At 76.2% G+C, this 26,436-nt stretch carries 22 protein-coding genes; 16 read left to right on the top strand and 6 right to left on the bottom strand.

All coding sequences use genetic code 11. From position 1 onward, the window contains the following. The first annotated feature begins 30 nt into the window (after positions 1–30). Together BLASA_RS09900 and BLASA_RS09905 are read left to right on the top strand one after the other, a co-directional pair. Positions 31–756, top strand: a complete 726-nt coding sequence (locus BLASA_RS09900) for a methyltransferase domain-containing protein (protein WP_014375989.1) — start codon at positions 31–33, stop codon at positions 754–756. Further along, on the top strand, positions 753–1,943 hold the full coding sequence (locus tag BLASA_RS09905) for an alkaline phosphatase family protein (protein ID WP_014375990.1): 1,191 nt from the start codon (positions 753–755) through the stop codon (positions 1,941–1,943). The genes BLASA_RS09900 and BLASA_RS09905 overlap by 4 nt, the downstream gene beginning before the upstream one ends. Positions 1,944–1,967: 24 nt before the next feature. Here BLASA_RS09905 and BLASA_RS09910 read toward each other — a convergent pair whose 3' ends face one another. From BLASA_RS09910 to BLASA_RS09920, 3 genes are all read right to left on the bottom strand, one after another. Next, positions 1,968–2,945: a sucrase ferredoxin gene (locus BLASA_RS09910; RefSeq protein WP_231839599.1), complete on the bottom strand. Its 978-nt coding sequence runs from the start codon at positions 2,943–2,945 to the stop codon at positions 1,968–1,970. Positions 2,946–2,970: 25 nt separating this feature from the next. Then, a complete protein-coding gene (locus BLASA_RS09915) occupies positions 2,971–4,248 on the bottom strand; it encodes a cupin domain-containing protein (RefSeq protein WP_231839600.1) in 1,278 nt (425 codons plus the stop codon). Positions 4,249–4,316: 68 nt separating this feature from the next. Continuing rightward, positions 4,317–4,649, bottom strand: a complete 333-nt coding sequence (locus BLASA_RS09920; RefSeq protein ID WP_231839675.1) for a BatC protein — start codon at positions 4,647–4,649, stop codon at positions 4,317–4,319. 160 nt (positions 4,650–4,809) lie between these two features. On the opposite strand from BLASA_RS09920, the gene BLASA_RS09925 reads away from it, so the two are divergent. From BLASA_RS09925 to BLASA_RS09935, 3 genes are all read left to right on the top strand, one after another. Then, positions 4,810–5,511 (top strand): hypothetical protein, encoded by a 702-nt coding sequence (locus BLASA_RS09925; RefSeq protein WP_014375994.1) that lies wholly within the window; start codon positions 4,810–4,812, stop codon positions 5,509–5,511. A gap of 92 nt (positions 5,512–5,603) precedes the next feature. Then, positions 5,604–6,827: a DNA polymerase IV gene (gene dinB, locus BLASA_RS09930; protein WP_014375995.1), complete on the top strand. Its 1,224-nt coding sequence runs from the start codon at positions 5,604–5,606 to the stop codon at positions 6,825–6,827. Between the two features lie 154 nt (positions 6,828–6,981). Continuing rightward, the gene (locus BLASA_RS09935; protein ID WP_014375996.1) at positions 6,982–7,389 is read left to right on the top strand and encodes a DUF3040 domain-containing protein; all 408 of its coding nucleotides are present in this window, start codon (positions 6,982–6,984) and stop codon (positions 7,387–7,389) included. Between the two features lie 33 nt (positions 7,390–7,422). Here the strand turns inward: BLASA_RS09935 and BLASA_RS09940 are convergent, their stop codons facing one another. Genes BLASA_RS09940 through BLASA_RS09950 form a run of 3 tightly spaced genes read right to left on the bottom strand, consistent with a single transcriptional unit; the run spans position 7,423 to position 12,065 of the window. Beyond that, positions 7,423–9,738 (bottom strand): transglutaminaseTgpA domain-containing protein, encoded by a 2,316-nt coding sequence (locus tag BLASA_RS09940; RefSeq protein ID WP_014375997.1) that lies wholly within the window; start codon positions 9,736–9,738, stop codon positions 7,423–7,425. After that, positions 9,735–11,078, bottom strand: coding sequence for a DUF58 domain-containing protein (locus BLASA_RS09945; protein ID WP_014375998.1), 1,344 nt, complete (start codon positions 11,076–11,078; stop codon positions 9,735–9,737). The genes BLASA_RS09940 and BLASA_RS09945 overlap by 4 nt, the downstream gene beginning before the upstream one ends. A 3-nt stretch (positions 11,079–11,081) precedes the next feature. Further along, positions 11,082–12,065, bottom strand: a complete 984-nt coding sequence (locus tag BLASA_RS09950) for an AAA family ATPase (RefSeq protein WP_014375999.1) — start codon at positions 12,063–12,065, stop codon at positions 11,082–11,084. Between the two features lie 219 nt (positions 12,066–12,284). Here BLASA_RS09950 and mraZ point away from each other — a divergent pair, with 219 nt between their 5' ends. The 11 genes from mraZ to murC all read left to right on the top strand — a co-directional run bounded on the left by mraZ (position 12,285) and on the right by murC (position 26,386). Continuing rightward, positions 12,285–12,719 carry a division/cell wall cluster transcriptional repressor MraZ gene (mraZ, locus tag BLASA_RS09955; RefSeq protein ID WP_014376000.1) on the top strand — a complete coding sequence of 145 codons (435 nt, stop codon included), beginning with the start codon at positions 12,285–12,287 and terminating at the stop codon, positions 12,717–12,719. A 417-nt stretch (positions 12,720–13,136) separates the two neighbouring features. Next, positions 13,137–14,114 carry a 16S rRNA (cytosine(1402)-N(4))-methyltransferase RsmH gene (gene rsmH, locus BLASA_RS09960; protein ID WP_014376001.1) on the top strand — a complete coding sequence of 326 codons (978 nt, stop codon included), beginning with the start codon at positions 13,137–13,139 and terminating at the stop codon, positions 14,112–14,114. 225 nt (positions 14,115–14,339) lie between these two features. After that, positions 14,340–14,720: a hypothetical protein gene (locus BLASA_RS25390; protein ID WP_014376002.1), complete on the top strand. Its 381-nt coding sequence runs from the start codon at positions 14,340–14,342 to the stop codon at positions 14,718–14,720. Positions 14,721–14,807: 87 nt separating this feature from the next. Next, entirely contained in the window at positions 14,808–16,574 is a 1,767-nt protein-coding gene (locus tag BLASA_RS09970; RefSeq protein WP_231839601.1) for a peptidoglycan D,D-transpeptidase FtsI family protein, read from the top strand. 89 nt (positions 16,575–16,663) lie between these two features. Next, on the top strand, positions 16,664–18,232 hold the full coding sequence (locus BLASA_RS09975; RefSeq protein ID WP_014376004.1) for a UDP-N-acetylmuramoyl-L-alanyl-D-glutamate--2,6-diaminopimelate ligase: 1,569 nt from the start codon (positions 16,664–16,666) through the stop codon (positions 18,230–18,232). 73 nt (positions 18,233–18,305) lie between these two features. Further along, positions 18,306–19,697, top strand: a complete 1,392-nt coding sequence (locus BLASA_RS09980) for a UDP-N-acetylmuramoyl-tripeptide--D-alanyl-D-alanine ligase (protein WP_014376005.1) — start codon at positions 18,306–18,308, stop codon at positions 19,695–19,697. Beyond that, complete coding sequence (mraY, locus tag BLASA_RS09985; protein WP_014376006.1) at positions 19,694–20,770, top strand: phospho-N-acetylmuramoyl-pentapeptide-transferase; 1,077 nt, start codon at positions 19,694–19,696, stop codon at positions 20,768–20,770. Before BLASA_RS09980 ends, mraY begins: the two co-directional genes overlap by 4 nt. A gap of 111 nt (positions 20,771–20,881) precedes the next feature. Then, positions 20,882–22,309 (top strand): UDP-N-acetylmuramoyl-L-alanine--D-glutamate ligase, encoded by a 1,428-nt coding sequence (murD, locus tag BLASA_RS09990; RefSeq protein WP_014376007.1) that lies wholly within the window; start codon positions 20,882–20,884, stop codon positions 22,307–22,309. A 110-nt stretch (positions 22,310–22,419) separates the two neighbouring features. Continuing rightward, the gene (gene ftsW, locus BLASA_RS09995; RefSeq protein ID WP_014376008.1) at positions 22,420–23,832 is read left to right on the top strand and encodes a putative lipid II flippase FtsW; all 1,413 of its coding nucleotides are present in this window, start codon (positions 22,420–22,422) and stop codon (positions 23,830–23,832) included. Beyond that, a complete protein-coding gene (gene murG / locus BLASA_RS10000; RefSeq protein WP_014376009.1) occupies positions 23,829–24,926 on the top strand; it encodes an undecaprenyldiphospho-muramoylpentapeptide beta-N-acetylglucosaminyltransferase in 1,098 nt (365 codons plus the stop codon). Before ftsW ends, murG begins: the two co-directional genes overlap by 4 nt. Then, positions 24,923–26,386: a UDP-N-acetylmuramate--L-alanine ligase gene (gene murC, locus BLASA_RS10005; RefSeq protein ID WP_014376010.1), complete on the top strand. Its 1,464-nt coding sequence runs from the start codon at positions 24,923–24,925 to the stop codon at positions 26,384–26,386. Before murG ends, murC begins: the two co-directional genes overlap by 4 nt. Positions 26,387–26,436 lie beyond the last annotated feature (50 nt).

Raw genomic sequence — 26,436 nt, forward strand, 5'->3', positions numbered from 1 at the left:
CCGGAGTCGCCCGCCACTAGGCTCGCTGAGGTGCCGACCGAACCGACCGCGGAGCAGCTGCCCGCCCGCACCGCCGCCGTGTGGGCCGCGCTCGACCCGCTCGTCGGCGCCGGCACCCCGGTACGTGTGCTGGACGTCGGCGGCGGCAGCGGCATGTTCGCCGTGCCGCTGGCGCGCCTGGGCCACACCGTCACCGTCGTCGACCCGAGCGCAGACGCGCTCGCCACCCTCCACCGCCGTGCCCAGACCGCCGGTGTGGGGGAGCGGGTGCGCGGCGTCCAGGGCGACGGCGACCTGCTGCACGAGGTCCTCGCCGACGACGGCGGCTACGACCTCGCGCTGTGCCACTCGGTGCTCGAGGTCGTCGACGACCCCGCGGTCACCCTCCGGGAGATCTCCGGCGCCGTTCGGTCCGGCGGGCAGGTCAGCCTCGCCGTCGCCAACCGCGCCGGTGCGGTGCTCGCCCGCGCCCTCGCCGGCCACCCCGCCGATGCACTGGCGCTGCTGGCCGACCGGGGGCCGATCCCGGGCCGTCCGGTGCGCCGCCGGTTCACCCCGGACGCTCTGCTCGCCCTCGTCGACGGGGCCGGCCTGGACGCCGGCGCCTGGCGGGGCGTCTCGGTGGTCGCCGACCTGCTGGAAGCCGCCTCCGGCGCCGACCCGGCCGACGTCCGCGTCCTGGAGCTCGCGCTCGCCGGCGCCTCGCCCTACCGCGAGGTCGCCGCCGGCCTGCATCTGCTGGCCACCCGACCGTGACCCGGCCGGTCGACGACGCCGGGCTCCCGCCCGACCTGCACCGGCCGTCCTACGGTGCCGCCACCCTCGCCGACGTCCTGCCCGGTGTCGCCGCGGCGCTCGGCGCCCCTGTTCCGCGCGGGGACCTGCCGGTCGACCCGCTCGGCCTCACCACCGCGCTGCAGGGCGCACGCCGCGTCGCGGTGCTGCTCGTCGACGGCCTGGGCGCCGACCTGATCCGGGCGCACGCCGGGCTCGCGCCCACCCTGGCCGCGATGACTAGCCCGGCCGGCGAACTGCAGGCGCCCTGCCCCAGCACGACGCCGGTCAGCCTCACCACCCTCGGCACCGGGCTGCCGCCGGGCAGCCACGGGATCCTCGGGTTCATCACCGACGTGCCGGGGGAGGATCGCACCCTCAACCACACCCAGTGGGCCGACGACCCCGACCCGGCCGACTGGATGGCGCAGCCCACCGTCTTCCAGCGAGCCGCCGCCGACGGGGTGGCTGTCACGGCGGTCGGCCCCTGGGCCTACGCCGGCTCGGGGCTCACCGAGGCCGCCTACCGCGGCGCGAACTACACCGGCGCGGTCGGGCCGGGGGACCTCACCGCCCTGATGCGGACCGCGCTGGACGCCGGTCCCCGGGCGCTGGTCTACGGCTACCTGGCCGAGCTGGACCTGACCGGCCACGTCCGCGGCGTCGACTCGCCCAGCTGGCGCGCCCAGCTCGCGCTGGTCGACCGGATCGTCGAGCAGCTCGTCGACGAACTGCCCGACGACGCCGCGCTCCTGGTCACCGCCGACCACGGGATGCTCGACGTCCCCGCGCACACCCGGCTCGACCTCGACGACGAGCCGGACCTGGCCGACGGCGTGCGCCTGCTGGCCGGGGAGCCCCGGGCCCGCTACGTGCACGCCGAGCCCGGTGCGGCGGCCGACGTCCTGGACCGCTGGCGGGGCGTCCTCGGCGACCGCGCCTGGGTGGTCGGCCGCGACGAGGCCGTCGCCAGCGGTGTCTTCGGCGTGGTGGACGACGCACTGGCCGCGCGCATCGGCGACGTCGTCGCGCTGGCCCGGGGCAGCTGGGCGCTGATCAGCTCCCGGCACGAGCCCGGACCGAGCCGGCTGGCCGCCTACCACGGGTCGCTGACGGCGACCGAGCTGGCGATCCCGCTCCTGGCCGCCCGCGGTCGCGCGCTCACCTGAGGGCAGAAATGGCCAGCTCTGCCCTCAGGGGTCGGATCGGCGGGTGGCCAGCGCCAGGTGGTGCCAGGTGCGCACCCGCCCGGGCCGGACGGCCTGGCAGGTGAGGCGCACCGCTTCCGGTGCGGGCCGGCTCTCCACCGTGACGACGACGACCGACCCGGCCGTCCCGGCGAGCGTCACCTCCCACCGCTCGGCCTCCGCGCCGTCCGACTGCAGCGGGGTCACGCCGAGCGGGGCGAGGTCGTCGACGCCGAGCAGGCCGAGCTCCTCACGCGCGTAGTGCTGCGCCGCCTGCGCCGGGGCGGCGACCCCGGCCCGGCCGCGCAGCCAGGGCAGGGCGACCTGGCCGCGGTCGTGCGCGGCGACGACCAGACCGCCGTCGCCCGGCACCTGCCCGTAGTAGAAGCCGTAGGGCAGCACCAGCAGGTTCGCGGCGAACCGGTCACCGCCGAGATGGCTGCACTCCCAGACGTCGGCCGGCCCGGGCGTCGGCAGCGCGCGGGCCAGCGGCCGGCCCCGCAGGGCGCAGCAGGCGTCGTGCCCGCCGTGGGTGCAGACCAGGTACGTCTGCCCGGGCGCCGCTTCGCCGACCGAGCCGTCCCAGGGAGCGGTGAGCAGGTCGGCGTCGGACGACCGCACCGACCACCACAGCCCCTCCCGACCGGGGCGGCTGTCGGCGTAGCCCCACCGGCGGCCGGAGTCGGCCAGCCGGTCCCCGGGACGGCGGACCAGCAGCACCCGCACGCCCGCACGCGCGGCCCGCTCGGCGAGCAGCGGCGCGACCTCTGCGTCGAAGCGCGAGTCCAGCAGCGCCTGGCGGCCCCACGGCCCTGGCTGCTCGATCAGCAGCCAGCGGGACACCGGCGACGCCGTCGCGATGCTCGAGTCGGCGCGGGCCAGGGCCTGCACCGAGCAGCGGCTGCCGTCGAGGCGGCCGGGCGGACGGGCGGGGACGTCGGTGCGGCAGTTGTCCTCGCGTCCCGGGGAGGCCGGGTCGCTCACGCCCCCGACCGGGTCCGCTGCCGGATCACCGGTGCTCCCCGGTCGCGCCACCATGGGCCCCATCGTGCCCGCCGGCCGGGGAAGCAGACGCGGGGGCGTCCGCGGCGGTCGCATCCGGCACGGTCGCGATCGCGTCGGTGACGAGGCGGCGGGCCAGGGTGATCCGCTCGGCCGGGACCAGCCCCGGCAGGTCGCCGACCTTCAGCTCGCCGACGGCGAGCAGCTCGGCCAGCGCCGGCCGGACGTCCGCGGGAAAGGTGTGCGTGCGCCGGCCGGCGAGCAGCGTGATGCGGCCGTCGTCGCCGTCGCGCAGGGTGGCCCGCAGCCGCGCCCGCAGCCGCAGCACCGTGTCGGGCGTCAACGCCGCGGCCGCGGCCGACTGCGCCAGCGGCGCGACGGGTTCCGGTCGCACCTGGGCCCAGGTGCGGGCGCGCAGGCGGTCGGCGACCTCCGCCGGATCGACCCGGTCCAGCCACTCCCGCAGCCCGTCGACGACGGCGGCGACGTCGTCGGCCACCGCGTCGGGATCGGCGAGGTCGATCCCCAGGGGGAGCGACCCGCGCAGCGACCGGTCCTCGGCGGCCAGGGTGCGCACCAGGTCCAGCACCGACTCGGCGGCGGCCCAGCGGGTGACCGAGTGGATCCCGACGGTCAGGTGGGCGCTGATGGCGCCGAGCGCCTTGGCCGAGTGGAGATATCCGCGGGGCAGGTAGAGGGCGTCGCCCGGGCGCAGCACCGCGTCGATGACCGGCTCGCCCTCCGCGGCGGCGGCCACCTCGGCGCTCCGGTCGGTCCAGACCTGGGTGCGCAGCGGGTCGGGGAGCACCGGTTCGTGGATGGTCCAGTGCTTCTCGCCGGCCACCTGCAGCACGAACACGTCGTGCACGTCGTAGTGCGGGCTGAAGCCGCGGGAGGACGGCGGGGTGATGTAGGCGTTCACCTGGGTGGGGTGGCCGAGGTCGGCGGCCAGCTGGTCGGCGAACTCGATCAGCGGCGGCCAGAGCCGGTGCAGGCCCTGCAGCACGACGGTGCTTCCGTCGGCGAACAGCCGCAGGACCGCGTCGGAGGAGACCTGGTCGGCGATCTCGGCGCCTGCGCCGCCGGAGGTGGTGAACCGCTTGGCGTCGACGACGGCGCCGTCCTTGGCGATCCGCAGGAACGGCGTCCGCAGACCCCGGCGGGAGAGCAGCTCGTCGACCGCCGGCAGGTCCAGGAGGTCGGTGAAGGAGTTGCCGGTGTCCTCAGCCCGCGTGAGCAGCGGGCGGCGCGCCCAGTACCGGGCGCCGAAGAGCTCCGGTGCCATGTTCGTGCACCGCCGCAGGGCCGGGCGGAGCTGCTGCTCCACCCGGCCCTGCGCGGCCAGGTCCTCGGTCAGGCCGAACCGTCCGCACCGCCGTCGGCGCCACCGTCCGCGCCACCATCGGCACCACCGTCGGCGCCACCATCGGCACCGCCGTCGCCGCCATCGGCACCGCCGTCGGCGCCGCCATCGGCACCGCCGTCCCCGTTGCCGTACGCGGCACTGGGCGCGTTGCCCAGCGGAGGCGTGCCGGCGCCGCCGTCCGCACCGCCGTCGCCGGCGCCGCCGTCGGCGGGTCCTTCCGAGCTCACCCTGTCCTCGTCGTCGAGCGCCACTGGCTCCTCCGATCCGATCGACCGGGCCGCCGGACGGCGGCCCTGCGAGGCCTGCTGTACCTCGCCCACGGCCGGTCCACACGTCCGCGCCGGCCTCGGCGTTCGCGGCCGGCCGGCCGACGGGATGTCTCGATCCTGTTACGGCGGGCCGGCGTGTGTGGCGCGCCCGACATCGCGGGCATCCCTGTTCCCGGACCGGTGAGACCACGAACGATGAGAGGAGAAGGTCATGACCGAAGGTCGAGCACGTACCGAGGGCGGCTTCCAGGACGAGGGGATCCGCGAGGAGGCCGTGACCCGGGCGGAGCCGGTGGACGGTGCCACCCGCGCGGCGGCGGCCCCGCCGGTCTACCGCACGGAGGAGCGGGTCGAGCGGCCCACCGAGGTGTCCGTGGCACCGTCGCGACGCGACCGCGTCCGGTGGGGGCCGGTGTGGGCCGGCCTGGTGGTCGCGATGCCCACGTTCCTGTTGCTGCAGCTGGCCACCCTCGCGCTGGGCCTGTGGGACGTCGGCCCGGCGGACGGTAACAGCGCCGACCTGTGGAGCAGCATCAACGGGCTGATCGCCCTGTTCCTGGGCGGGCTGACCGCGGCCGCCACGGCGGTGTGGCGGGGGGTCAGCGACGGGCTGCTGCACGGGATCCTGGTGTGGGCGCTGACGATCGTGTCCCTGCTGATCCTGACGCTGTTCGGTGGCGGCGCCCTCCTCGGCTCGCTGGCCGGGGTGGTCACCGACGTGGCCGGCATCCAGCAGGCCAACCTGCCCGACATCGCGGCGGGCGAGGTGTCCAATGTGGCGCAGTCGGCCGCCGCCTGGGCGGTCCTGGGGCTCGGGCTCTCGATCGCCGCTGCCGCCCTCGGTGGCGTCGTCGGCGCCAAGATGTGGCCGAGCAAGCACGACGCCGAGGCCGAGCGGGTCTCCGTCGGCTGACCGCGGCGCGCCGGGCGGAGCGGCTGCTCCGCCCGGTGCACACCCGCTACCCTTCTGCTGGTCGAACGCATGTTCGAGCAAGGGGGGGTGGCGTGGGATCGGGGGTGGGCCGGGCGGAGGGGTGCACCGTCCTGCACGTCGACATGGACGCCTTCTTCGCCAGCGTCGAGGTGCGTCGGCGCCCGGAGCTGGCCGGTACACCGGTCATCGTGGGCGGGGCCGGCAACCGGGGGGTGGTCACCTCCGCCACCTACGAGGCCCGCCGCTACGGGGTGCACGCCGCGATGCCCACCGCGCGGGCGCTGCGGCTGTGCCCGACGGCGACCGTCCTGCCGGGGGACATGGCGCTCTACGGCGAGGTGTCCCGGTCGGTCATGGCACTGTTCCGCTCGATCACCCCGCTGGTCGAGCCGTTGAGCATGGACGAGGCGTTCCTCGACGTCGCAGGAAGCGGCCGCCGGTTGGGGAACGCCGTGGAGATCGGTGAGTACCTGCGCGCACGGGTCTTCGACGAGCAGGGCATCACCTGCTCGGTCGGTGTGGCCGGCACCAAGTTCGTGGCGAAGCTGGCCTCCACCCGGGCCAAGCCCGACGGGCTGCTCGTCGTGCGGCCCCCGGAGGTGATGGGGTTCCTGCACCCCCTGCCGGTGAGTGCGCTGTGGGGGGTGGGCCCGAAGACCGAGGAGACGCTCCTGCGGCTGGGGCTGCGCACCGTGGGCGACCTGGCGCACGTGCCGGCCAGGACCCTGCAGCGGGCGCTCGGGGCAGCCGCGGGCACCCACCTGCACGAGCTCGCCTGGGGGCGTGACCCCCGGCGGGTCGTCCCCGACGAGCCGGAGCGCTCCACCGGGGCGGAGGAGACGTTCTCCACCGACGTCGACGACCCCGTCGTCATCCACCGGGAGCTGCTGCGCCTGGCGGAGCGGACGGCCGGGCGGCTGCGCTCCATCGGCTGCCTCGCCCGCACCGTGAGCATCAAGGTGCGCTTCGCCGACTTCGCGACGATCACCCGCAGCCGCACCCTGGGGGCGCCCACCGACGTGGGGCAGGAGCTCTACGACACGGCGCGCGGCCTCTACGACGCCCTCGGGCTCCAGCGGGCCCGCATCAGGCTGGTCGGGGTGCGGGCGGAGCGGCTCGTGGAGGCCGGCTCGGCGCCCCGGCAGCTGGAGCTGGGGGCCCGCGAGCACGGCCGCCGGGAGGCCGAGCTCGCCGCCGACCGCGCCGCCCGCCGGTTCGGGGCCGGCGCCGTCCGCCCGGCGACGTTGGTGCACCGGTCGGCCGCCCCACGGCGACGGCCCGCTGACCAGGCATGATCCGCCGGCTCGCCCGCCCGGAGGAGTGATCGGCCACCCCGCCCGGCGGGTCGCGGGGCCGTCGCCTTTCGCGGCTGGCAAACGGCTCGTATCCTCGGAGGCACCGTCGGGGGGACCCCCCGACGGAACTGGCTCCGCCCACCTGGAGGTCGACGTGCCGCTCTCCGAGCACGAGCAGCGTCTGCTGGAGCAGATCGAGCGCGCCCTCGTCGATGACGATCCCAAGTTCGCTTCCTCGGTCCGCACCGGCGATCGCCGTCTGAAGGCCCGCCGCAAGCTGCAGATCGGCGCACTGCTGGTCGTCGTCGGCTTCGCCGTCCTCGTCGGCGGTGCGGTCGCCGAATCCGTGCCGCTCGGCGTGCTGGGCTTCCTGATCGCCTTCGGCGGTGCCGTCCTCGGGGTGCTGCACTACCGCGGCGCCACCGGCGCGGTCGAGCCCACCACCGGTCCCGCCGGGGACCGGGGCGGGGCGTCCGCCGCTCGCGGGCGTTCGGGCCGCGGGTCTCGCCAGCCCATGAGGAACCGCCTCGAAGAGCGCTTCCGCCGCCGCTACGACCAGTAGCCCCCGCGCGTCGCCCGGCCCGGCCGCCGTCCGCTACGGACGGCGGCCGGGAACGTTCCAGGGTCGGCGGGCCAGCTTCGCCCGGGCGCCCTCGACCAGCGAGGCCGGCCACACCAGCGCCCGCACCCGCACCGGCCACGGCTGCGTCGCCACCAGTCCGCGGCGGGCCGTCCGCAGCGTCTCCCGCAGCCCCGGGACGGCGGCGCCGCTCCCGGGGCGTCCGTAGCTGGCCGCTTCCTCCGCCCGGGCCAGGCCGCGCACCGCCTCCACCGACGCCGTCGCCGATGCCCCGCCCCGGCCACGGGTCACGGCGAGCGACAGCACATCGGCCACGCGCCGCGGGGTCCACGACGGGTGCACGTGCAGGCCGAGGTCCGCGGCGGTGGCGGTCAGCTCGTCCCACGGGCCGGTGGCGCCGGGTGTGGCCAGCCGCCGGCGGCGCTGCAGGGCGCGCAGCGCCGCGGGGGACGACAGCACTCCCGCAGCGACCACCAGCAGACCCAGCGTGATCAGCAGTGGCCGCAGCGACGCCGCCTGCGCCTGCGCGCCGGCTTCCGGCGTCCCCTCGGCGAGCCGGTCCATGCCCGGCAGTGGCGCCCGCGGGGCTGCCGACGGCACCGGCAGGGCCGGGGTGATCTCGTTCTCCGTCTCGGCCGAGGGGCGCGGTGACCACGGCAGGGGCACCTGCCGGTCCGCCGCGATCGGCGTCGGGTCGAAGGGCACCCATCCCAGCCCCCGGAAGAAGACCTCCACCCAGGCGTGCGCGTCGTCGCTGGTGATCAGCCGCGTGCCGTCCTCCTGCACCTCCCCGGGTGTGTACCCGAGCGCCACCCGGGCGGGCATCCCCGCCTGGCGGACCAGCACGGCCATCGCGCCGGCGTACTGCTCGCAGTAGCCGCGCTTGAGCCGGAGGAAGTCGACGAGGTCGTCGCCGCTGGTGCCCGGGGCGGTGGAGAGGCTGTAGACGAACCCGTTGGCCCGGTCGGACAGGTACGCCTGGATGCGCCGTACCGCCTCGTACGGCGTGGCCGCACCCTGGGTCAGCCGGGCGGTCAGCTCGCCGATGCTCGGGTCCATCTCCGGCAGGGCCGTGAACCGCTCCTGGAGGCGGTTGCCCTGCAGCAGGGGCGCCGCGCGGGACAGCAGCTCCGGCGAGGGGCGCGGCTCGGTGGCGATCACCCGGTAGGCCAGCCCCGCGCTGGTCACGTCCCGGCCGAACACCGTCCCGGTAGCGGCGTCGAAGCGCCATCCGTCGGCGTCCTCATCGCCGAACCGCACCGACAACGGGGAGGAGGGCACGGGCAGGAACCGGTCATCGTGCTGCAGCACCTCGACGTCGGCGGTCACCGGACGGGTCTGCTGGCGGCCCGGCAACGGCGCCAGCACCGAGTCCTCGGCGATGGAGACCTCGCCGTCGAGGTTGCTCAGCGACCAGCCCTCGGCCGCGTCGTACTCGTCGAGCGCGACGGCGCGCAGATAGCCCGGATCGGCGACCGACGAGTCGAGGCGCAGCAGCTCGATCGCCTCGGGCAGGGTCAGCTGGCCCCGCAGCTCCGCGGCCGGGTCGAGGGCGGTGCCCGTGGCATCGCCACCCCCGCCGAGGCCGGTCGTGAACGAGCCTTCCGGGAGGACCGGCACGAGCCCTCCCAGCACGACGCCCGCGCTCAGCGCCACGAACCCGACGCGCACCGCAGGACCGGAGCCGCCGCTGAGCCGTTCCGCGGCCGACTCGCCCAGCGCCCGACGCTGGTCGGCCCAGAGCAGCACGGCGAAGCCGGCAGCGGGCGCCCCGAGTGCCAGCAGTCCGATGCCCCCGGTGACGGTGCCCACCGGGACGCAGAAGAGGACCAGCAGCCCGACGCCCGCGGCCGCAGCCTGCCGGCCGACCACCGCCACCAGGTCGACGAGGACGGCGACGAGGCCGACGAACAGGGTGGTGAGCGCGAGCAGGCCGGTGAGCGGCAGCGCCGGGGTGGCCTGCTCGCGGATCTCGGCCGTGCCGTCGGCGAAGACCCCGGCCAGCCGGGTGAGGCTCTCGGGGGTGGGGATCAGCCCGGCGACGGCCCCGTCGGGAGCGAACGCGGCGGTCAGCACGCACGCCACGAGGAGGAGCTGCCCGACGGGCACCAGGAGGGGGCCGAGGACGCCGAGCACGCGCGGGACGGCCGAGTCCTGGGTGAGGCGCGCCCCCGCCCGCCGCAGCAGCAGGCCGCCGGCCAGCACGGCGGCGACGACGGCCAGCACCGGCGGGAACCAGGCCCCGGTGGTGAAGACGGGGGAGAGCGCGAGCGCCCCCAGGAGCGTGGCCAGGGCGGCGAGCACGGCCGTCCGGACGTCGCTCCCGGTCACGACGGCGCTCCCTGCGGCACGCCGGCCACCCCGGCCCAGACCTCGCCGATGTCCTGGCCGGCCGCTGCCGTGGTCACCCGCCAGCCGGCGCCGGCCAGCAGCGCCACGGCCTGCTCCCGCTGCGCGGTGAGCGCGTCACGGGCGGCGCCCGGGCCGGTGCGCCGTCCGCGGCCCGGACCGGCGTCCGCCCAGCCGGTGATGTCCAGCAGGATGGCGGTGTCGGTGCCCGTCGCCGGGCGCAGGTGCACCAGCTCGGCCACGTCCTCGGGCCCGACGGCACCGAGCAGGCAGACCAGCGGCCCGTTCCCGGCCGCCCGGCAGGCGGACGCCACCGCGGCGGACAGATCGACCCGCCGCGACGGCCCCACGGCGGCCAGCCGGTCGAGCAGCTCCTCGGCGCCGAGACCGGACGCCGGCGACAGCTCGCCGGCCTCGGTGACCACGCGCACCGCGGCACCCCGCTCGGCGAGGGCCACACCGATGCTCGCCGCCGCCTCGACGAGCCACTCCAGGCTGTCGCCGGGAGGGCAGTCGTCGCCGGGCGGCCCGGGGACCGCACGGGGAACCCCGCGCGCCGGCGTGACCAGGTGCGCACGGGCCCGCGTGTCGAGCAGCAGCGTCGCCTGGGCGCGCCAGGGCCGCTCCTCGAGCCGGACCATGAGCTCCCCGGTGCGTGCGGTCGCCCGCCAGTGGACCTTCCGCAGGTCGTCCCCCCGCCGGTACTCCCGGACGCTGACGTCGTCGTCCCCGTGGACGGCGATCGCCCGGTGCGACCCGTCGCCGCCCCGTCCGTGCGCGCCGCCGGGACCGCCACCTCCCAGGGGGCGCACCCGGGGGACCACCGCCAGCGGTGCGGTGTCGCTCCCGGCGACCGTGCGGTCGACCAGCCCGAAGGGGTCCACGACACGCAGCCGCAGGGGCCCGAGCTCGTAGCGGCCCCGGCTCCGGCCGGTCACCCGGTAGCGCACCGTCCTCGTGGCGCCCGGGGCCAGCCCGGCCACCGAGAAGCGGTGCGGGCGGCCCAGTGCGGCCGGTACCTGCTCGGTGAGCAGCCAGAGACCGCCCCGGCGCGTATCGGCGTTCTCCAGCTGGAGGAGCACCTCCGCCGGCTCCCCGCGCGGCACACGCTGCGGGGTGACCGTGCGCCGGGTGCTCATCCGGAAGCGGCTGCGAGCCACGGTGAGGGCGCCCAGCAGCGGCAGGGCCAGGACGAAGACGGCCAGCTGCACCAGCGATCGCTCGCCCAGCACCGCGCCGGTCAGCGCGAGCACCAGTCCGCCGCCGACCAGGCAGCGACCGCGGAAGGTGAGCGCCGACAGCGCGCGGCCACGGGCTCCCACGCGTCAGCGCCCGCGGAGAACCGGCACCGAGCCCAGCAGGGAGGTGACCACCTGCTCGGTGCTCCTCCGGCCGACCGTGGCCTCGCTGCTGAGGAGCAGGCGGTGGGCGAGCACCGGGACGGCGAGGGCCTGGACGTCGTCGGGCAGCACGTGGTCGCGGCCGTCGAGGGCGGCCGAGGCGCGGGCCGCCCGCAGCAGCTGCAGGCCGGCCCGTGGTGAGGCGCCGAGCCGCAGTTCGGAGGAGCGGCGGGTGGCCTCCACCAGCGCCACCACGTACCGGCGCACCGCGTCGGACACGTGCAGCCGGCCGACCGCGGCGACCAGGGCACGCACCATGGCCGCGTCGGCCACCGGGCGCAGGGCCGCCAGCGGGTCGGTGGTGGCGCGGTCGTCGAGCATCGCCAGCTCCGCGGCCGGGTCGGGGTAGCCCATCGACACCCGGGCGGTGAATCGGTCGCGCTGGGCCTCGGGGAGGGGATAGGTGCCCTCCATCTCCAGCGGGTTCTGCGTGGCCATGACGATGAAGGGACGGGCCAGCTCGTAGCTGACCCCGTCCACCGTCACCTGCCGCTCCTCCATGCACTCCAGCAGGGCGGACTGGGTCTTGGGCGAGGCGCGGTTGATCTCGTCGGCGACGACCACGTTGGCGAAGACCGCCCCGGGCTTGAACTCGAACTCCCGGGTCTCCTGGTCGTACACCGCGACGCCGGTGACGTCGCTGGGCAGCAGGTCGGGCGTGAACTGGATGCGCCGCACGCTGGCGTCGATGGATCCGGCCAGCGCCTTGGCGAGGGTGGTCTTGCCGACCCCGGGCACGTCCTCGATGAGCAGGTGCCCTTCGGCGAGGAGCACGACCAGCGCCAGCCGGACGACCCCGTCCTTGCCCTGCACCACGCGGCTGACGCCCGCCGCGATCCGTGCGCCTTCTGCGGCGACGTCGACCGACGCGTCGGTCGTCCCGTCGGCGGACCGTGTCGCCTCCGTCACCTCTCCACCGTACGTGTCCGCGGCGCCGGGAGGGCGGCGTGATCTCCCTGGTCCGGCGGCCGCCCGCGGTCGTGTCGGGGCCTGGGGAAGCGGTGGGTCACGACACGGGCCAAGGTGGTGTCGAGTGGGGGCTAGTGGGTTACTGTGTCGACCGGTGGGGAGGCAGGGCCGTTCGGGGGTCTGCAGAGCCATAGGAGGACCGATGCGGGAGGTGATCCGGTGTTCGTCGGCAGCTACCAGTTGCGGCTCGACGAGAAGGGCCGGCTCGCGCTCCCGGTCCGGTTCCGCGACCAGGTGGCCGACGGCATGGTGATCAAGAAGGGCCAGGACCGCTGCATCTACGGGCTCACCATGGCCCGGGTCGCCGAGCAGAGCGCCGCCATGGCCGCCATGGCCCCCTCCGACACCGCCGCGGCGCGCATGCGCGCCCGCATGAGCTTCGGGTCGATGGTCGAGCTCGAGCCGGACAAGACCGGCCGCATCACTCTCCCCGCGAGCCTGCGCGAGTACGCCCATCTCGACCGCGATGTGGTCGTGGTGGGTGTGGACACGCGCTTCGAGATCTGGGACTCCGCCACCTGGGACGCCTACGTGGCCGAGCAGGAGGCCGCCTTCGCCGACATGGAGAGCGAGGGGATGCCGACGCTGTCGTGATCCCGGGAACGCCCCACCCGTCCCCACCGGCCTCCGCGCCGCAACCGTTCGAGCCGCCTTCCCCGCGGCTCGACCGGACCGGGCCCCAGCCGCCTTCCCCGCGGCTCGGTCCCACAGCGGAGGACCGCACGGACCAACGGGTGGCGCCGGCCGTCGCCGGCGGGGAAAACCCTCCCGGCCCCGCGGGACGCCACCTGACGCTCTTCCCCGACGCCAGGCGGATCCCGCGGGGCCGGACACACGCGAGGTCCGGCGTTCCGCCGCCCCACTCCGCTCCACCGGCCCCACCGCGCCCCACCGCCCTCCTGCGCCCCACCCGCCCGATCCCGCACACAGCCCGCGCCGCGTCCCCCCGACGCCGAGCGGCGGGCGGCACCATCGCGGAACCACCCCGGACCGTCCGAGAGGCAGCAGACGATGAGCAGCACCGGTCCCGCCGCGGCCCCGGTGCACGTGTCCGTCCTCCTCGACCGCGTCACCGAGCTCCTGGGCCCCGCCTGCGCCACCGAGGGCGCCGTCCTCGTCGATGCCACGCTGGGCCTGGCGGGACACACCCTGGCGATGCTGGCGGCGCATCCGGGCCTCCGGGTCGTCGGGCTGGACCGGGACCCCGACGCGCGCGCCGAGGCGGCCCGCCGGATCGAGGCCGCCGGCCACGCCGACCGCGTCACCGTCGTCCCGGCCGTCTTCGACGAGCTCCCCGAGGTGCTCGACCGCCTCGGCATCGACGAGGTGCACGGCGTCCTGTTCGACCTCGGCGTCTCCTCGCTGCAGCTCGACCGCCCGGACCGGGGATTCAGCTACTCGACCGACGCCCCCCTCGACATGCGGATGGACCCGGGTGCGCCGCGGACCGCCGCCGACGTCGTGAACACCTACGCCCCGGCCGACCTGGCCCGCGTGCTCCGCGTCTACGGCGAGGAGCGCTTCGCCTCCCGCATCGCCGCGGTGATCCAGCGCGAGCGGGCCCGTGAGCCGTTCACCCGTACCGCCCGGCTCGCCGAGCTGGTCCGCGAGTCCATCCCGGCCGCCACCCGGCGGACCGGCGGGCACCCGGCGAAGCGGACCTTCCAGGCCCTGCGCATCGAGGTCAACGACGAGCTGGGCGCCCTCGAGCGGGCTCTTCCGGCCGCGATCGACGCCCTGGCGGTCGGCGGTCGCGTCGCCGCCCTCACCTTCCACTCCCTGGAGGATCGGATCGTGAAGCAGACGCTGGCCGCCGGAGCCGCCGACCGGACGCCGCCCGGGCTGCCGGTGCCGCTCCCCGAGTACGGGCCGGTGCTGCGCCTGCTGACCCGCGGCGGCGAGGCGCCGGGCGCCGACGAGACGGCCGGCAACCCCCGTGCCGCCTCGGCCCGGGTGCGGGCCGCCGAGCGCATCCGGCGGGCGACGTGACCCGGGCCGCCGTGCGCGCCACCACGCCCCGCACGGGCTCGTCGCGCGCGACCCGCCGGCACCACCACGGCTCGCACGGCCACCACGCCACGCACGGCCGTCACCGGCGCGCGCGGCGCCGGGCGTGCCGCACCGCGGCCCGACCTGCGGCTGGTACCGACCGGAACCGCTGCGCGGCCGCGCCGTCCGGCCCGCGGTTCGCTCCGCTCGCGCCGGGCACCGTTCGTGCTCCTGGTCGTCGCCCTCCTCGGCCTGACCACCCTCGGGCTGCTCGTCCTCAACACCGCGATCGCGGTGGACTCGCTGAAGGCCACCCAGCTGCGCGCCGACAACGCCGCCCGGGCCCAGGAGGTCCAGCGCCTCGAGCAGCTGGTCGTCTCCGGCAGCACCCCGGCCGCCGTCGCCGCCGCCGCCGTGGCCGCCGGCCTGGTGCCCGCCGGTGTCGCCGGCTACCTGGTGCTCGGCGCGGAGGGCACCACCACCCTGCGCGGCACGCCGGAGCCCGCGCCGCAGCCCCCCGCGCCGGAGCCCGCGCCGGCACCGGCTCCCGCACCGGCTCCCGGGTCCGCCCCCGCCCCGGCGGCCGCCGTCCCGGGTGGGAACTGACCCGTGCCCAGCAGCGTCCACGGACCCGGCGCCGGCCCCCGCACCCCGCGCACCGTGTCGCCCGGCCGGGGCGGGACCGGACCCTTCGTGTCCCGCCGTGCCCCCGGCACGCGGCGGAGCGGAGCCGGGCTGTCGGTCGACCAGCGCGGCCGCCGGAACAAGGTGGGCCTGGTCGTCCTGATCACCCTGCTCCTGGTCGTCGTCGGGCGATTGGTGGTCCTGCAGGGCATCGACGGCGCCGCCTACGCCAGCGCCGCGGAGCAGGACCGGCTGCGCACCTACCCGATCGCGGCCATCCGCGGGGAGGTCCTCGACCGGTCCGGGAAGCCGCTGGCCTACACCGTGGACGCCTCGCGCGTGGTGGCCGACCCGACCGTCGTCCGTGACCCGGCCCGCACGGCCCTGGCACTGACCACCCTGCTCGACGTCCCCGTTCCCGAGCTCACGGAGAAGCTCTCCGCGGACGGCCGGTACGTCGTCCTGGCGACCCAGGTGACGCCGGAGACGACCGATGCCATCGCCGACCTCGGGCTGTCCGGCATCCTCTTCGAGGACGACCCGGTCCGGCTGTACCCCTCCGGCGCCGTCGGCGGCCAGGTGGTCGGCTTCGTGGGGAGCGACGGCACCGGGCTCGCCGGGATCGAGCAGACCTTCGAGGAGCAGTTGTCGGGCACGCCCGGCCGGCGCACCGTGGAGGTCGGCAGCGGGGGCAATCCCATCCCGTCGGGCATCGACGAGTCCCTCCCGGCGACCGACGGCCACGACGTCACGCTGACCCTCGACCAGGACCTCCAGTTCGCCACCGACGAGCGGCTGGGCCAGGCGTGCACCGACGGCGCGACCACGCGGGCCTCCGCGGTCGTCCTCGAGGTCGCCTCCGGGCAGGTCGCGGCCATGGGCTCCTGCCCTGGCTACGACCCGGGCGCGTACTCCCGCACCGACCCCGACCTGCTGGGCAACTCCGTCATCTCCGACGTGTTCGAGCCCGGGTCGGTCATGAAGGCCGTGACGCTGGCCGCCGCCGTGGAGGAAGGGCTGGCCACGCCGGACCGGGTGCTCTCGGTCGACGGGCACATCGAGGCGGGCGACCGCGTGGTCCGGGACGCGCACGACCACGACCCGGTGGACTGGACGGTCACCGGCATCCTCGCGAAGTCCAGCAACGTCGGCACGATCATGCTGGCCCGCGAGGTCGGCGACGGAAAGCTCGAGGAGTACCTGCGGGCCTTCGGCGTGGGGGAGAAGACCGGCATCGAGCTCCCGGGTGAGAGCCGGGGCATCCTCGAGAGCTCCGCGGAGTGGACCGAGAGCCGTGCGGCCAACGTGCCCATCGGCCAGGGCGTCTCGGTCACCACGCTGCAGATGGCGTCCGTCTACCAGGCGATCGCGAACGGGGGCGTACGCGTCGAGCCACGCCTCGTGACCTCGGTGACCAGCCCGGGCGGCCGGTCCACGGCCACCCCCGAGCCCGCCCGCACCCGGGTGGTCAGCGAGTCCACCGCCGAGGCGCTCGCCTACATGCTCGAGGCCGTCGTCGGTCCCGGTGGCACGGCGCCGCTGGCCCAGATCGAGGGCTTCCGGGTGGCCGGGAAGACCGGTACCGCGCAGCGGGCCAATCCGGAGTGCAACTGCTACGCCGGCGGCGGTTACGTGACCACGTTCGTCGGATTCGCCCCCGCCGACGACCCGCAGTACGTCGTCGCCGTCGACCTGGAGCGCCCGACCAGCGACGCCGAGGGCGGCCAGGTCGCCGCCCCGGTCTTCGCCGACATCATGCGGGCCGCCCTGACCGCCGACCGCGTGGTGCCCTCGGGCACCGCCCGCCCCGAGTTCGAGCTGACCGGCGCCCCCTGACCCGTGCCCGGCCGTGCGCACGGGCGGCGCGCGGCCGGTCCCGCGCACGTGCGCCGGCCGGGGGACTGCCGCCGGTAGATTGGAGCCCCGTGACCCCGACCGAGCCCGGGGCGGCCCCGCGGGCCGCCGGGAACCGCCCGCTGCCCCTCTCGGAGCTCGCCGACCTCGTCGGCCTCCCCGTGCACGGGGATCCCGCCACCGCGGTCACCGGCGTCACGCTCTCCTCGACCGACGTCCGCGCCGGTGACCTGTACGCCGCCCTGCCCGGAGCGCGCACCCACGGCGCGGCCTACCTGGCCGACGCCGTGGCGGCCGGTGCCGTCGCGGTGCTGACCGATCCCGTCGGCCACGCCGCCGTGACCGATGCCGACCTGCCGGTCCTCGTGGTCGACGACCCGCGCGCGGTGCTCGGCGACGTGGCCGACCGCGTCTACGGCGAGCCCAGCGGCCGGCTCACCGTCGTGGGCATCACCGGCACCAACGGCAAGACCACCACCAGCTACCTGGTCGAGGCCGGGCTCGCCGCGGCCGAGCGGTCCACCGGGTTGATCGGGACGGTCCAGACCCGTACCCGCGGGCGGGCTGCCGACGGGACGCCGACCGTGACTGCGCTGCCCAGCGTGCGAACCACGCCCGAGGCCCCCGCGCTGCACGCACTGCTGGCCGGTATGGCCGACGCCGGTGTCTCCACCGTGGTCATGGAGGTCTCCAGCCACGCCCTCGCGCAGGGCCGCGTCGGGGGCGTGCGCTTCGCCGCCGCCGGGTTCACCAACCTCGGCCGCGACCATCTGGACTTCCACGCCGACATGGAGGACTACTTCCAGGCCAAGGCGCTGCTGTTCGACGGGCGCGCCGCGGTCGAGGTCGTGGACGTCGACGACCCCTACGGGCGCCGGCTGCTCGACCGGCCGGGCCGCCCGCGCCCGGTCACCGTGTCCAGCACCGAGGGCGCGGTGGCCGACTGGACGGTGTCGGACGTGACGCCGGTTCCCGGCGGCGGCTCCACCTTCACGCTGCACGGCCCCGGTGGGGCGACCTGGCCGGCCCGCGTCCGCCTGCCCGGCCGGTTCAACGTCGCCAACGCGGTGCTCGCGGTCGTGCTCCTGGACGGCATCGGGATCCCGGTCGCCGACGCGCTCGCCGGGCTCGCAACGACCGTGGTGCCGGGGCGGATGGAGCCGGTCGACGTGGGGCAGCCCTTCGTCGCCGTCGTCGACTACGCCCACACCCCCGACGCGGTGCGGACGGCGCTGAGCGCGTTGCGGCCGGCCACTGCCGGTCGGCTGATCACGGTCCTGGGCTGCGGCGGCGACCGTGACCCGGGGAAGCGCCCGGAGATGGGGCGGGCGGCGGCCGAGGGCAGCGACGTCCTCGTGGTCACCGACGACAACCCCCGCTCCGAGGAGCCCGCCGCCATCCGGGCGGCGATGCTGGCCGGTGCGGCCCAGGTGCCGGACGACCGCCGCGCCGAGGTGCTCGAGGTCGGTGACCGGCGGGCGGCCCTGACCGCGGCGGTCCGGCTGGCCGGGCCCGGCGACGTCCTCCTGGTCGCGGGCAAGGGCCACGAGACCGGACAGCAGATCGGGGAGACGGTGCACCCCTTCGACGACCGGACGGTGCTGCGCGAGGTCCTGGGCGGATCGGGGGCGTCCTCGTGACCGAGCTTGCGAGGGCGCGCGGAATCAGAGCATCCCCGATCACGGGTGCGACGAGCGCCAGCGAGGAGAAGCTGTGATCCCGCTGACCGTGGCCGAGGTGGCCGAGCTGACCGGTGGCCGCCTCCACGGCGCGCCGTCCGGCGCCGTGACCGGCACGGTGACCCTGGACTCCCGCACGGTCGCCGCCGGGGACCTGTTCGTCGCCGTGGCGGGGGAGCGGGCCGACGGCCACGACTTCCTGGACGCCGCCGCCGCCGCCGGCGCCGTGGCCGCGCTGGCCAGCCGGCCCGACCCCGCGCTGCCGTGCGTCGTGGTCGACGACCCGGTCGTCGCGCTGGGCCGGCTCGCGGCCGGGGTGCACGGGCGGCTGACCGGTGCCGGCCTGCGGACGCTGGCCATCACCGGCTCCTCGGGCAAGACCTCGACCAAGGACCTCCTGGGCCAGGTGCTGGCCACGGCCGGCGCCACGGTCAGCCCGCCGGGGTCCTACAACAACGACATCGGGCTGCCCCTGACCGTCCTGTCGGCCGACGCGGACACCCGGTTCCTGGTCCTCGAGATGGGCTCGCGCGGCCCCGGGCACATCGCCCGGCTGTGCCGGGTGGCCCGGCCGCAGGTCGGCGTGGTCCTCAACGTGGGCTCGGCCCACCTCGGTGAGTTCGGCAGTCCCGACGGGATCGCGCAGGCCAAGGGTGAACTGGTCGAGGCGCTGCCCGCCGACGGCACCGCGGTGCTCAACTCCGACGACCCGAGGGTCCTGGGCATGGCGTCGCGCACCCGGGCCCGCGTGCTGCGGACCGGCCGGGGGGCGGAGGCCGACGTCCGCGCGGTCGACGTCTCGCTGGACGACGCGGCCCGACCCCGGTTCACGCTGGTGAGCGGCGGGGAACTCCACCCGGTCGCGCTGCGCGTGGTGGGGGAGCACCAGGTGGCCAACGCGCTGTCGGCGGCCGGCGCAGCGCTGGCCGCCGGCATGGCGCCCGCCGACGTGGCCGCGGCGCTGTCCGCGGCGCAGTCCCGCAGCCGCTGGCGCATGGAGGTGGACCGGCGGGCCGACGGGGTCACGGTCGTCAACGACGCCTACAACGCCAACCCCGAGTCGATGCGGGCCGCGCTGGCCGCGCTGGCGGGCCTGACCGGGGAGCGCCGGATCGCCGTCCTGGGCGGGATGGCCGAGCTGGGCCCCGACGCGGCTGCGGAGCACGAGCGGCTCGGCCGCGACGCCGTGGCCGCGGGTGCCGACCTGGTCGTTGCCGTGGGCGCCGATGCGGTAGGCATAGCGGAGGGCGCCTCCGCCGCGGGGCGGCGCGCAGGAGAGGAGTCGGTGCACGTGCCGGACCGGGGCGCTGCCCTAGCGTGGCTGTCGGAGGTGCTCCGGCCGGGGGACGTCGTCCTCGTCAAGGCCAGCCGCTCCTACGGCCTGGAGCTGCTCGCGGCCGACCTGCTGGGCGGGGCCGCCCAGTGAGGAGCGTCCTCATCGCCGCCGCCGTCGGCCTGATGATCTCCATCCTGCTGACCCCGCTGGCCATCCGGGCGTTCCGCCGCCAGGGGCTGGGCCAGGAGATCCGCGACGACGGCCCCGAGAGCCACCTGTCGAAGAAGGGCACGCCCACCATGGGCGGCACCGTCATCGTCGGCGCCACGGTGGGCGGCTATCTCGCCGCGCACCTGGCGTTCGTCGGCGCGGACAACTGGGGCTTCAGCGCCACCGGCGTGCTGCTGCTGTTCCTGATGGTGGGCATGGGGACGGTCGGGTTCCTCGACGACTACCTCAAGATCCGGTACCGGCGCAGCCTCGGGCTGAACAAGACCGCCAAGCTGGTGGGACAGCTCGTGATCGGCGTGACGTTCGCGGTGCTGGCGATCAACTTCCCCAGCAACGGGATCACCCCGGCGTCCACGGTGGTCTCGTACGTCCGTGACATCGCCCCGCTGGCCCTGGGCCCGGTCGCGTTCGTGATCCTGGCCTACCTGTTCATCGCCGGGTTCAGCAACGCCGTGAACCTCACCGACGGCCTGGACGGGCTGGCCGCGGGAGCCTCGGCGATGGTGCTGGCCTCCTACATCGTCATCTCGTTCTGGCAGTTCACCCACGACTGCGCCAACGAGCTGATCGTGGGCTGCTACACCGTCCGCGACCCCCTGGACGTCACGCTGGTCGCCGCCGCCGGCATGGGCGCCTGCCTGGGCTTCCTGTGGTGGAACACCAGCCCGGCGCGGATCTTCATGGGCGACACCGGGTCGCTGGCCCTCGGTGGCCTGCTGTCGGGCCTGGCCATCGTCACGCGCACCGAGCTGCTGCTGGTCGTGCTCGGCGGGCTGTTCGTGGCGGTCACGCTGTCGGTGATCATCCAGGTGGCCTTCTTCCGCGCCACCCGGCGGCGGGTGTTCCGCATGGCGCCGCTGCACCACCACTTCGAGCTGGCCGGCTGGACGGAGAACACCGTCATCGTCCGGTTCTGGCTGGTCACCGGCATGGCGGTCGCCTTCGGGCTCGGCCTGTTCTACGCCGACTGGCTCAGCTTCGTGGGCCTGTGAGCGGACAGGGGCGTGAGCATCTCAGGGAGGCGGCCGGCGACAGGGAGCGAGCATCGCAGCGAGGAACGAGCGAGGAGCGGAGCGCGCCGCGGGAGCGAACCGGATGGCACCGTGAGCGGACAGGGCTTCCCGGTCGCCGGCCGCACGGTCCTGGTGGCCGGCCTCGGCGTCTCGGGGGAAGCGGCCGCCCGCGTGCTGCTCGCGCAGGGCGCCACCGTGCTGCTCACCGACGCCGCCGAGCCGCCGGTCGGAGCCGAGCTGGTCGGCCTGGGCGCCGAGTGGCTGGGCGAGGTGCGGACCCTGCCCGGCGGCGTGGACCTGGTGGTCACCTCGCCCGGCTGGCGGCCCGACGCGCCGCTGCTCGTCGACGCCGCCGCCCGCGGCGTCGAGGTGATCGGCGAGCCGGAGCTGGCCTGGCGGCTGCGCATCCCCGGCCCCGACGGGGTGCCGGCGCCCTGGCTCGCGGTCACCGGGACGAACGGCAAGACCACCACGGTGACGATGCTGGCGGCGATCCTGAGCGCGGCCGGTCGCCGGGCGGTGGCGGCGGGCAACGTCGGCCGCCCGCTGGTCGAGGTGGTCACCGCGCGGGACGACGACGGCGCCGCTGCCTTCGACGTCGTCGCCGTCGAGCTCTCCAGCTTCCAGCTGCACTGGTCCTCCTCGCTGGCCCCGGCCGCGGCAGCGGTGCTCAACGTCGCCGACGACCACACCGACTGGCACGGGTCCTTCGCCGCGTACCGCGACGCGAAGGCCCGCATCCTCGAGCGGTCGCCGGTGGCCGTGGCCGACGCCGGCGACCCGGTGGCCTCGGCGGTCGTGGCCGCCCATCCGCGACCGGTCACCGTCACCCTGGGCGAACCGGCCCCCGGGCAGCTCGGCGTGCGCGCCGGGGCGCTGGTCGACCGCGCCTTCGCCGACGACCCGGCCGGCGAGGTGCTCCTCGAACGCTCCGACCTGCCGGTGCCGGGGCCGCACAACACGGTCAACGCGCTCGCCGCCGCGGCGCTGGCCCGCGCGGTCGGGGTGCCCGCGGAGGCGGTCGCCCGCGGTCTCTCCGGGTTCCGTGGCGGCGCGCACCGCAACGCCCTCGTCGCCACGGTGGACGGGGTGGACTACGTCGACGACAGCAAGGCGACCAACCCGCACGCCGCCGGCGCCTCCCTGGCCGCGTACCCGCGGGTCGTCTGGATCGCCGGGGGGCTGCTCAAGGGCGCCGACGTCGATCCGCTGGTGGCGGACGCCGCCCCGCGGCTGGCCGGGGCGGTGCTGCTGGGCCGGGATCGGGCGGTGGTGGCGCATTCGCTGGCGCGACACGCGCCGTCGGTCCCCGTGGTGGAGGTGGCCAGCGGGAACGATGAGGCGATGGACGCCGAGACGACGATGACCCGGGTCGTCGCCGCCGCGGCGGGGCTGGCCCGGCCGGGGGACACGGTGCTGCTGGCGCCGGCCGCGGCCTCCATGGACGTCTTCCGCGACTACGGGCACCGCGGGCGCGCCTTCGCCGATGCGGTGCGGGCGCTCGGGGGGCGCGCGTGACCACGACCGAACGACCCGCGCGCGCCTCCCGCTCTCCGCGCGGGCGGGCGCCGGCCGCCCGGAGACCGCCCCGCCGGCGCTGGTCCGGGCCCGCGTGGCTGGACGGGCCGATGACCAGCTGCCACCTGGTGCTGGGCGCCGCCGGGCTGCTGCTCCTCATCGGCCTGGTCATGGTCTTCTCCGCCTCCGCCATCGAGGCCGCCCTGGCCGACGAGCCGGCGTGGGCTCCGGGGGTGAAGCAGCTGGTGCTGGCCTGCATCGGGCTGGTCGCGATGGGCGTCGCCCTGCGGCTGCCGGTGAGCCTGGTGCGGCGCTGGTCCCCGATCGCGCTGGTCGTCGTCGTCGCCCTGCTGCTCCTCGTGCTGATCCCGGGCATCGGGCTGGAGCGCAACGGCGCCCGGCAGTGGATCTCGCTGGGCGTGACCGACTTCCAGCCGTCGGAGCTGGGGAAGCTGGTCTTCGCGCTGTGGGGTGCGCACGTGCTGGCCCTGCGCGAGCGCTACCTGACGACGAGCTCGCTGCTGGTGCCGGTGCTGCCGGTCTTCGCCGTCCTGTCGCTCCTGCTGATCGCCGAACCGGACTTCGGTGGCACGGTGAGCCTCGGCCTGGTCCTGGTGGGGCTGCTCTGGGCGGGGGGCATGCCGCTGCGCTGGTTCGGGGCGTTCGCCGGGGCGGCCGGGCTCGCCATGGTGATCATGGTGAAGGCCGCGCCGTACCGCATGGAGCGGATCACCGCGTTCCTCGACCCGTTCGCCGACCCCACCGACACCGGGTTCCAGGCGATCCGGGGCATGTACGCGCTGGCCACCGGCGGCCTGTGGGGCGTCGGCCTGGGCAACAGCGCGATGAAGTGGAACATCCTCCCCGAGGCGGAGTCCGACTACATCTTCGCGATCATCGGCGAGGAGCTCGGTTTCCTCGGCTGCCTGGTGGTCGTCACCCTCTACGGCGTCCTCGCCTACGCCGGCTTCCGGATCGCCCGCCGTTCGGCCGACCGGTTCGTGCAGCTGGCGTGCGTGGCCATCACCGTGTGGCTGATCGGCCAGGCGACCATGAACATGGGGTACGTGGTGGGCCTGCTGCCGGTGACCGGCGTGACCCTCCCGCTCATCTCGGCGGGCGGGACCTCGTTGATCCTCACCCTCTTCATCGTCGGACTGCTGGCCCGCTTCGCGCTGTCCGAGCCGGCCGCCGTGGAGGCGCTGCGCACCGCCGAGCGCGGCCGGCTGTCCCGGCTGCTGCTGCCGGCCCCCACCACGGCCGTGGACCAGGTGCGTCCCCGGCGGTTCCCCGGGGAAGCGGTCGACGAGCGGCCGGTCGTGGGCAGCGTGCGCACCCTCCTGCACGCGCGCGGCACGACCCCGCGGCGGACGCCGGCGCGTACCGAGAACTCCGCGCGCGCCGCGGCTCCGGCGCGGCCACGACCGGCCGCCCGCACCGCTCCGGCGCGGGGGACCGCCGGTGCCCCGGCGCCGCGGCAGCGTCCCGTCGGCAGCCGGGGCCGTTCGGGAGGCGAGCGATGAACCGGCCGCTGTCGGTGGTCCTCGCCGGGGGCGGCACCGGCGGGCACATCGAGCCGATGCTCGCGCTCGCCGATGCCCTCCGCCGGCGCAGCGGCGAGCTGCGGATCACCTGCCTGGGTACCGCCCGGGGGATGGAGACGCGCCTCGTGCCGGCCCGCGGGTACGACCTGCGCCTGATCCCACCGGTGCCCTTGCCCCGCAAGCCGACCTCGGATCTCCTGCGCGTGCCCGGGCGGGTGCGCCGCTCGGTGGCCGAGACCCGCGCGCTGCTGCACGAGCTGACCGCCGACGTCGTCGTGGGCTTCGGCGGGTACGTGGCGCTGCCGGCCTACCTCGCCGCACGGCGGTCGGGCATCCCGGTCGTAGTGCACGAGCAGAATGCGCTGCCGGGCCTGGCCAACCGGATCGGCGCGCGGCTCGCCGCCCGCGTCGCGGTCACCGCCCCGGGAACGCCGCTGCACCGGGGTGAGCACGTCGGCATGCCGCTGCGCCGGGCGATCTCCTCCCTGGACCGGGCCGCCCGCCGGGCCGAGGCCCGCACGGAGTTCGGACTGGACGCCGACCTGCCCACGCTGCTGGTCTTCGGCGGCTCGCAGGGGGCCGCCACGCTCAACCGCGCGGCGGTCGGTGCCGCCGACGCCCTGACCGCCGCGGGTGTCCAGGTGCTGCACGCCCGGGGGCCCAAGAACACCGACGTGACCGTGCCTGCGCGGCCCGCCGGCGGCGCGCCGTACGTCGTCGTCGACTACCTGGAGTGCATGGAGCTCGCCTACGCCGCCGCCGACCTGGCCCTGTGCCGGTCCGGGGCCGTCACCGTCGCCGAGCTGTCGGCGGTGGGGCTGCCGGCCGCGTTCGTCCCGCTGCCGATCGGCAACGGCGAGCAGCGGCGCAACGCGCAGCCGGTCCTCGACGCCGGAGGCGGCCTGCTGGTCGAGGACGCGGAGCTGGACCCGGGGTGGATCGCCGACCGCCTACTGCCCCTGCTCACCGACCCCGCGGCGCTCGCGGGCCTGGCCCGGCACGCCGCGGCGGCCGGGGTGGCCGACGGCGACGAGCGGCTGGCCGACATCGTCTGCGAGGTGGCGAGGCGATGAGCGCCGAGGACGTCGCGGCCTGGACCGGACCGGTGCCCTCGCTGCCCGAACTGGGCGCGGTGCACTTCATCGGGATCGGCGGGGCCGGCATGAGCGGGATCGCCCGCATCCTGCTGGCCCGCGGGGTGCAGGTCTCCGGCAGCGACCGCCGGGACAGCCCCACCCTGCTGGCGCTGCGTGCACTGGGCGCGCGGGTGGAGCTCGGCCACGAGGCAGCGCACCTGCGGGACGCCGACACCGTGGTCGTCTCCACGGCGATCCGGGCGGACAACCCCGAGCTGGTCGAGGCCCGGACCCGTGGGCTGACGGTGCTGCCCCGTGCCGTGGCCCTCGCCGCGGTCATGGCCGGCCGGCGCAGCGTCGCCGTCGCCGGCACCCACGGGAAGACCTCCACCACCTCGATGCTGACCGTCGCTGTGCAGGCCTGCGGCGTGGACGCCTCCTTCGCCATCGGCGGCAACCTCAACGAGTCGGGCAGCAACGCGCACGCCGGGGAGGGGGACGTCTTCGTGGCCGAGGCCGACGAGAGCGATCGGTCCTTCCTCCTGCTGTCGCCGTTCGCCGGCATCGTCACCAACGTCGAGGCCGACCACCTCGACAACTACGGCGATCTGGCGGCCGTGGAGGCCGCGTTCGACCGGTTCCTGCAGACCGTGCAGCCCGACGGCTTCGTGGTGCTGTGCGCCGACGACCCCGGCGCGGCCCGGCTGGCGTCCGTCCCGGGGCCCGCCCGGGTGCGCACCTACGGCACCGCCGCCGGCGCCGACCTGCGGCTGGTCGGCCTGGAGGTCGGCCGGGAGCACACCAGCTACACCGCGGTCCTGGACGGGGTCGAGCTCGGCCGGGTGCAGATCCTGGTCCCCGGCGAGCACATGGCGCGCAACAGCGCGGCTGCACTGCTGGCCGGGCTGGAACTGGGCCTCCCCGCGGCCGGGCTCGTCGACGGGCTCGGGCGGTTCGGTGGCGTGCACCGCCGCTTCGAGCTGAAGGGCGTGGCCGGCGGGGTGCGCGTGTACGACGACTACGCCCACCACCCCACCGAGGTCGAGGCCCAGCTGCGGGCGGCCCGCGCGGTCGCGGGGGAGGGGCGGCTCGTCGTCGCCTTCCAGCCGCACCTGTACAGCCGGACCCGTCAGTTCGCCGACGGATTCGGTGCCGCGCTCGGCCTGGCCGACGAGGTCGTGGTCATGGACGTCTACGGCGCGCGGGAGGACCCCGTGCCCGGGATCACCGGCGCGATGGTGGCCGACGCGGTGCCGCTGCCGCCCGAGCGGGTGCTGTTCGAGCCGTCGTGGTCGGCGGCCGGTCCCGCGCTCGCCGCCCGGGCCCGTCCCGGGGACCTGGTCATGACCATGGGTGCCGGTGACGTGTCCATGGTCGGGCCGGAGGTGCTGGACGCCCTGCGCAGCGCGGACGGGCCGGCCGGGGGGAAGGACGACGCGCCGGACGCCGGCCGGTGAGCCGGCCCGGCAGCACCACCCGCGACCGGACCGGGACCAGGCGGCGGACC

It is taken from the genome of Blastococcus saxobsidens DD2 (assembly GCF_000284015.1).
GTDB lineage: Bacteria > Actinomycetota > Actinomycetes > Mycobacteriales > Geodermatophilaceae > Blastococcus > Blastococcus saxobsidens_A.

Bases quoted from the DNA above. Each gene is read 5' to 3' on its own strand.
- BLASA_RS09915 (WP_231839600.1), bottom strand. From the start codon at position 4,248: ATGGCACCGGAGCTCTTCGGCGCCCGGTACTGGGCGCGCCGCCCGCTG.
- BLASA_RS09925 (WP_014375994.1), top strand. From the start codon at position 4,810: ATGACCGAAGGTCGAGCACGTACCGAGGGCGGCTTCCAGGACGAGGGG.
- rsmH (WP_014376001.1), top strand. From the start codon at position 13,137: ATGAGCAGCACCGGTCCCGCCGCGGCCCCGGTGCACGTGTCCGTCCTC.
- ftsW (WP_014376008.1), top strand. From the start codon at position 22,420: ATGACCAGCTGCCACCTGGTGCTGGGCGCCGCCGGGCTGCTGCTCCTC.
- murG (WP_014376009.1), top strand. From the start codon at position 23,829: ATGAACCGGCCGCTGTCGGTGGTCCTCGCCGGGGGCGGCACCGGCGGG.
- murC (WP_014376010.1), top strand. From the start codon at position 24,923: ATGAGCGCCGAGGACGTCGCGGCCTGGACCGGACCGGTGCCCTCGCTG.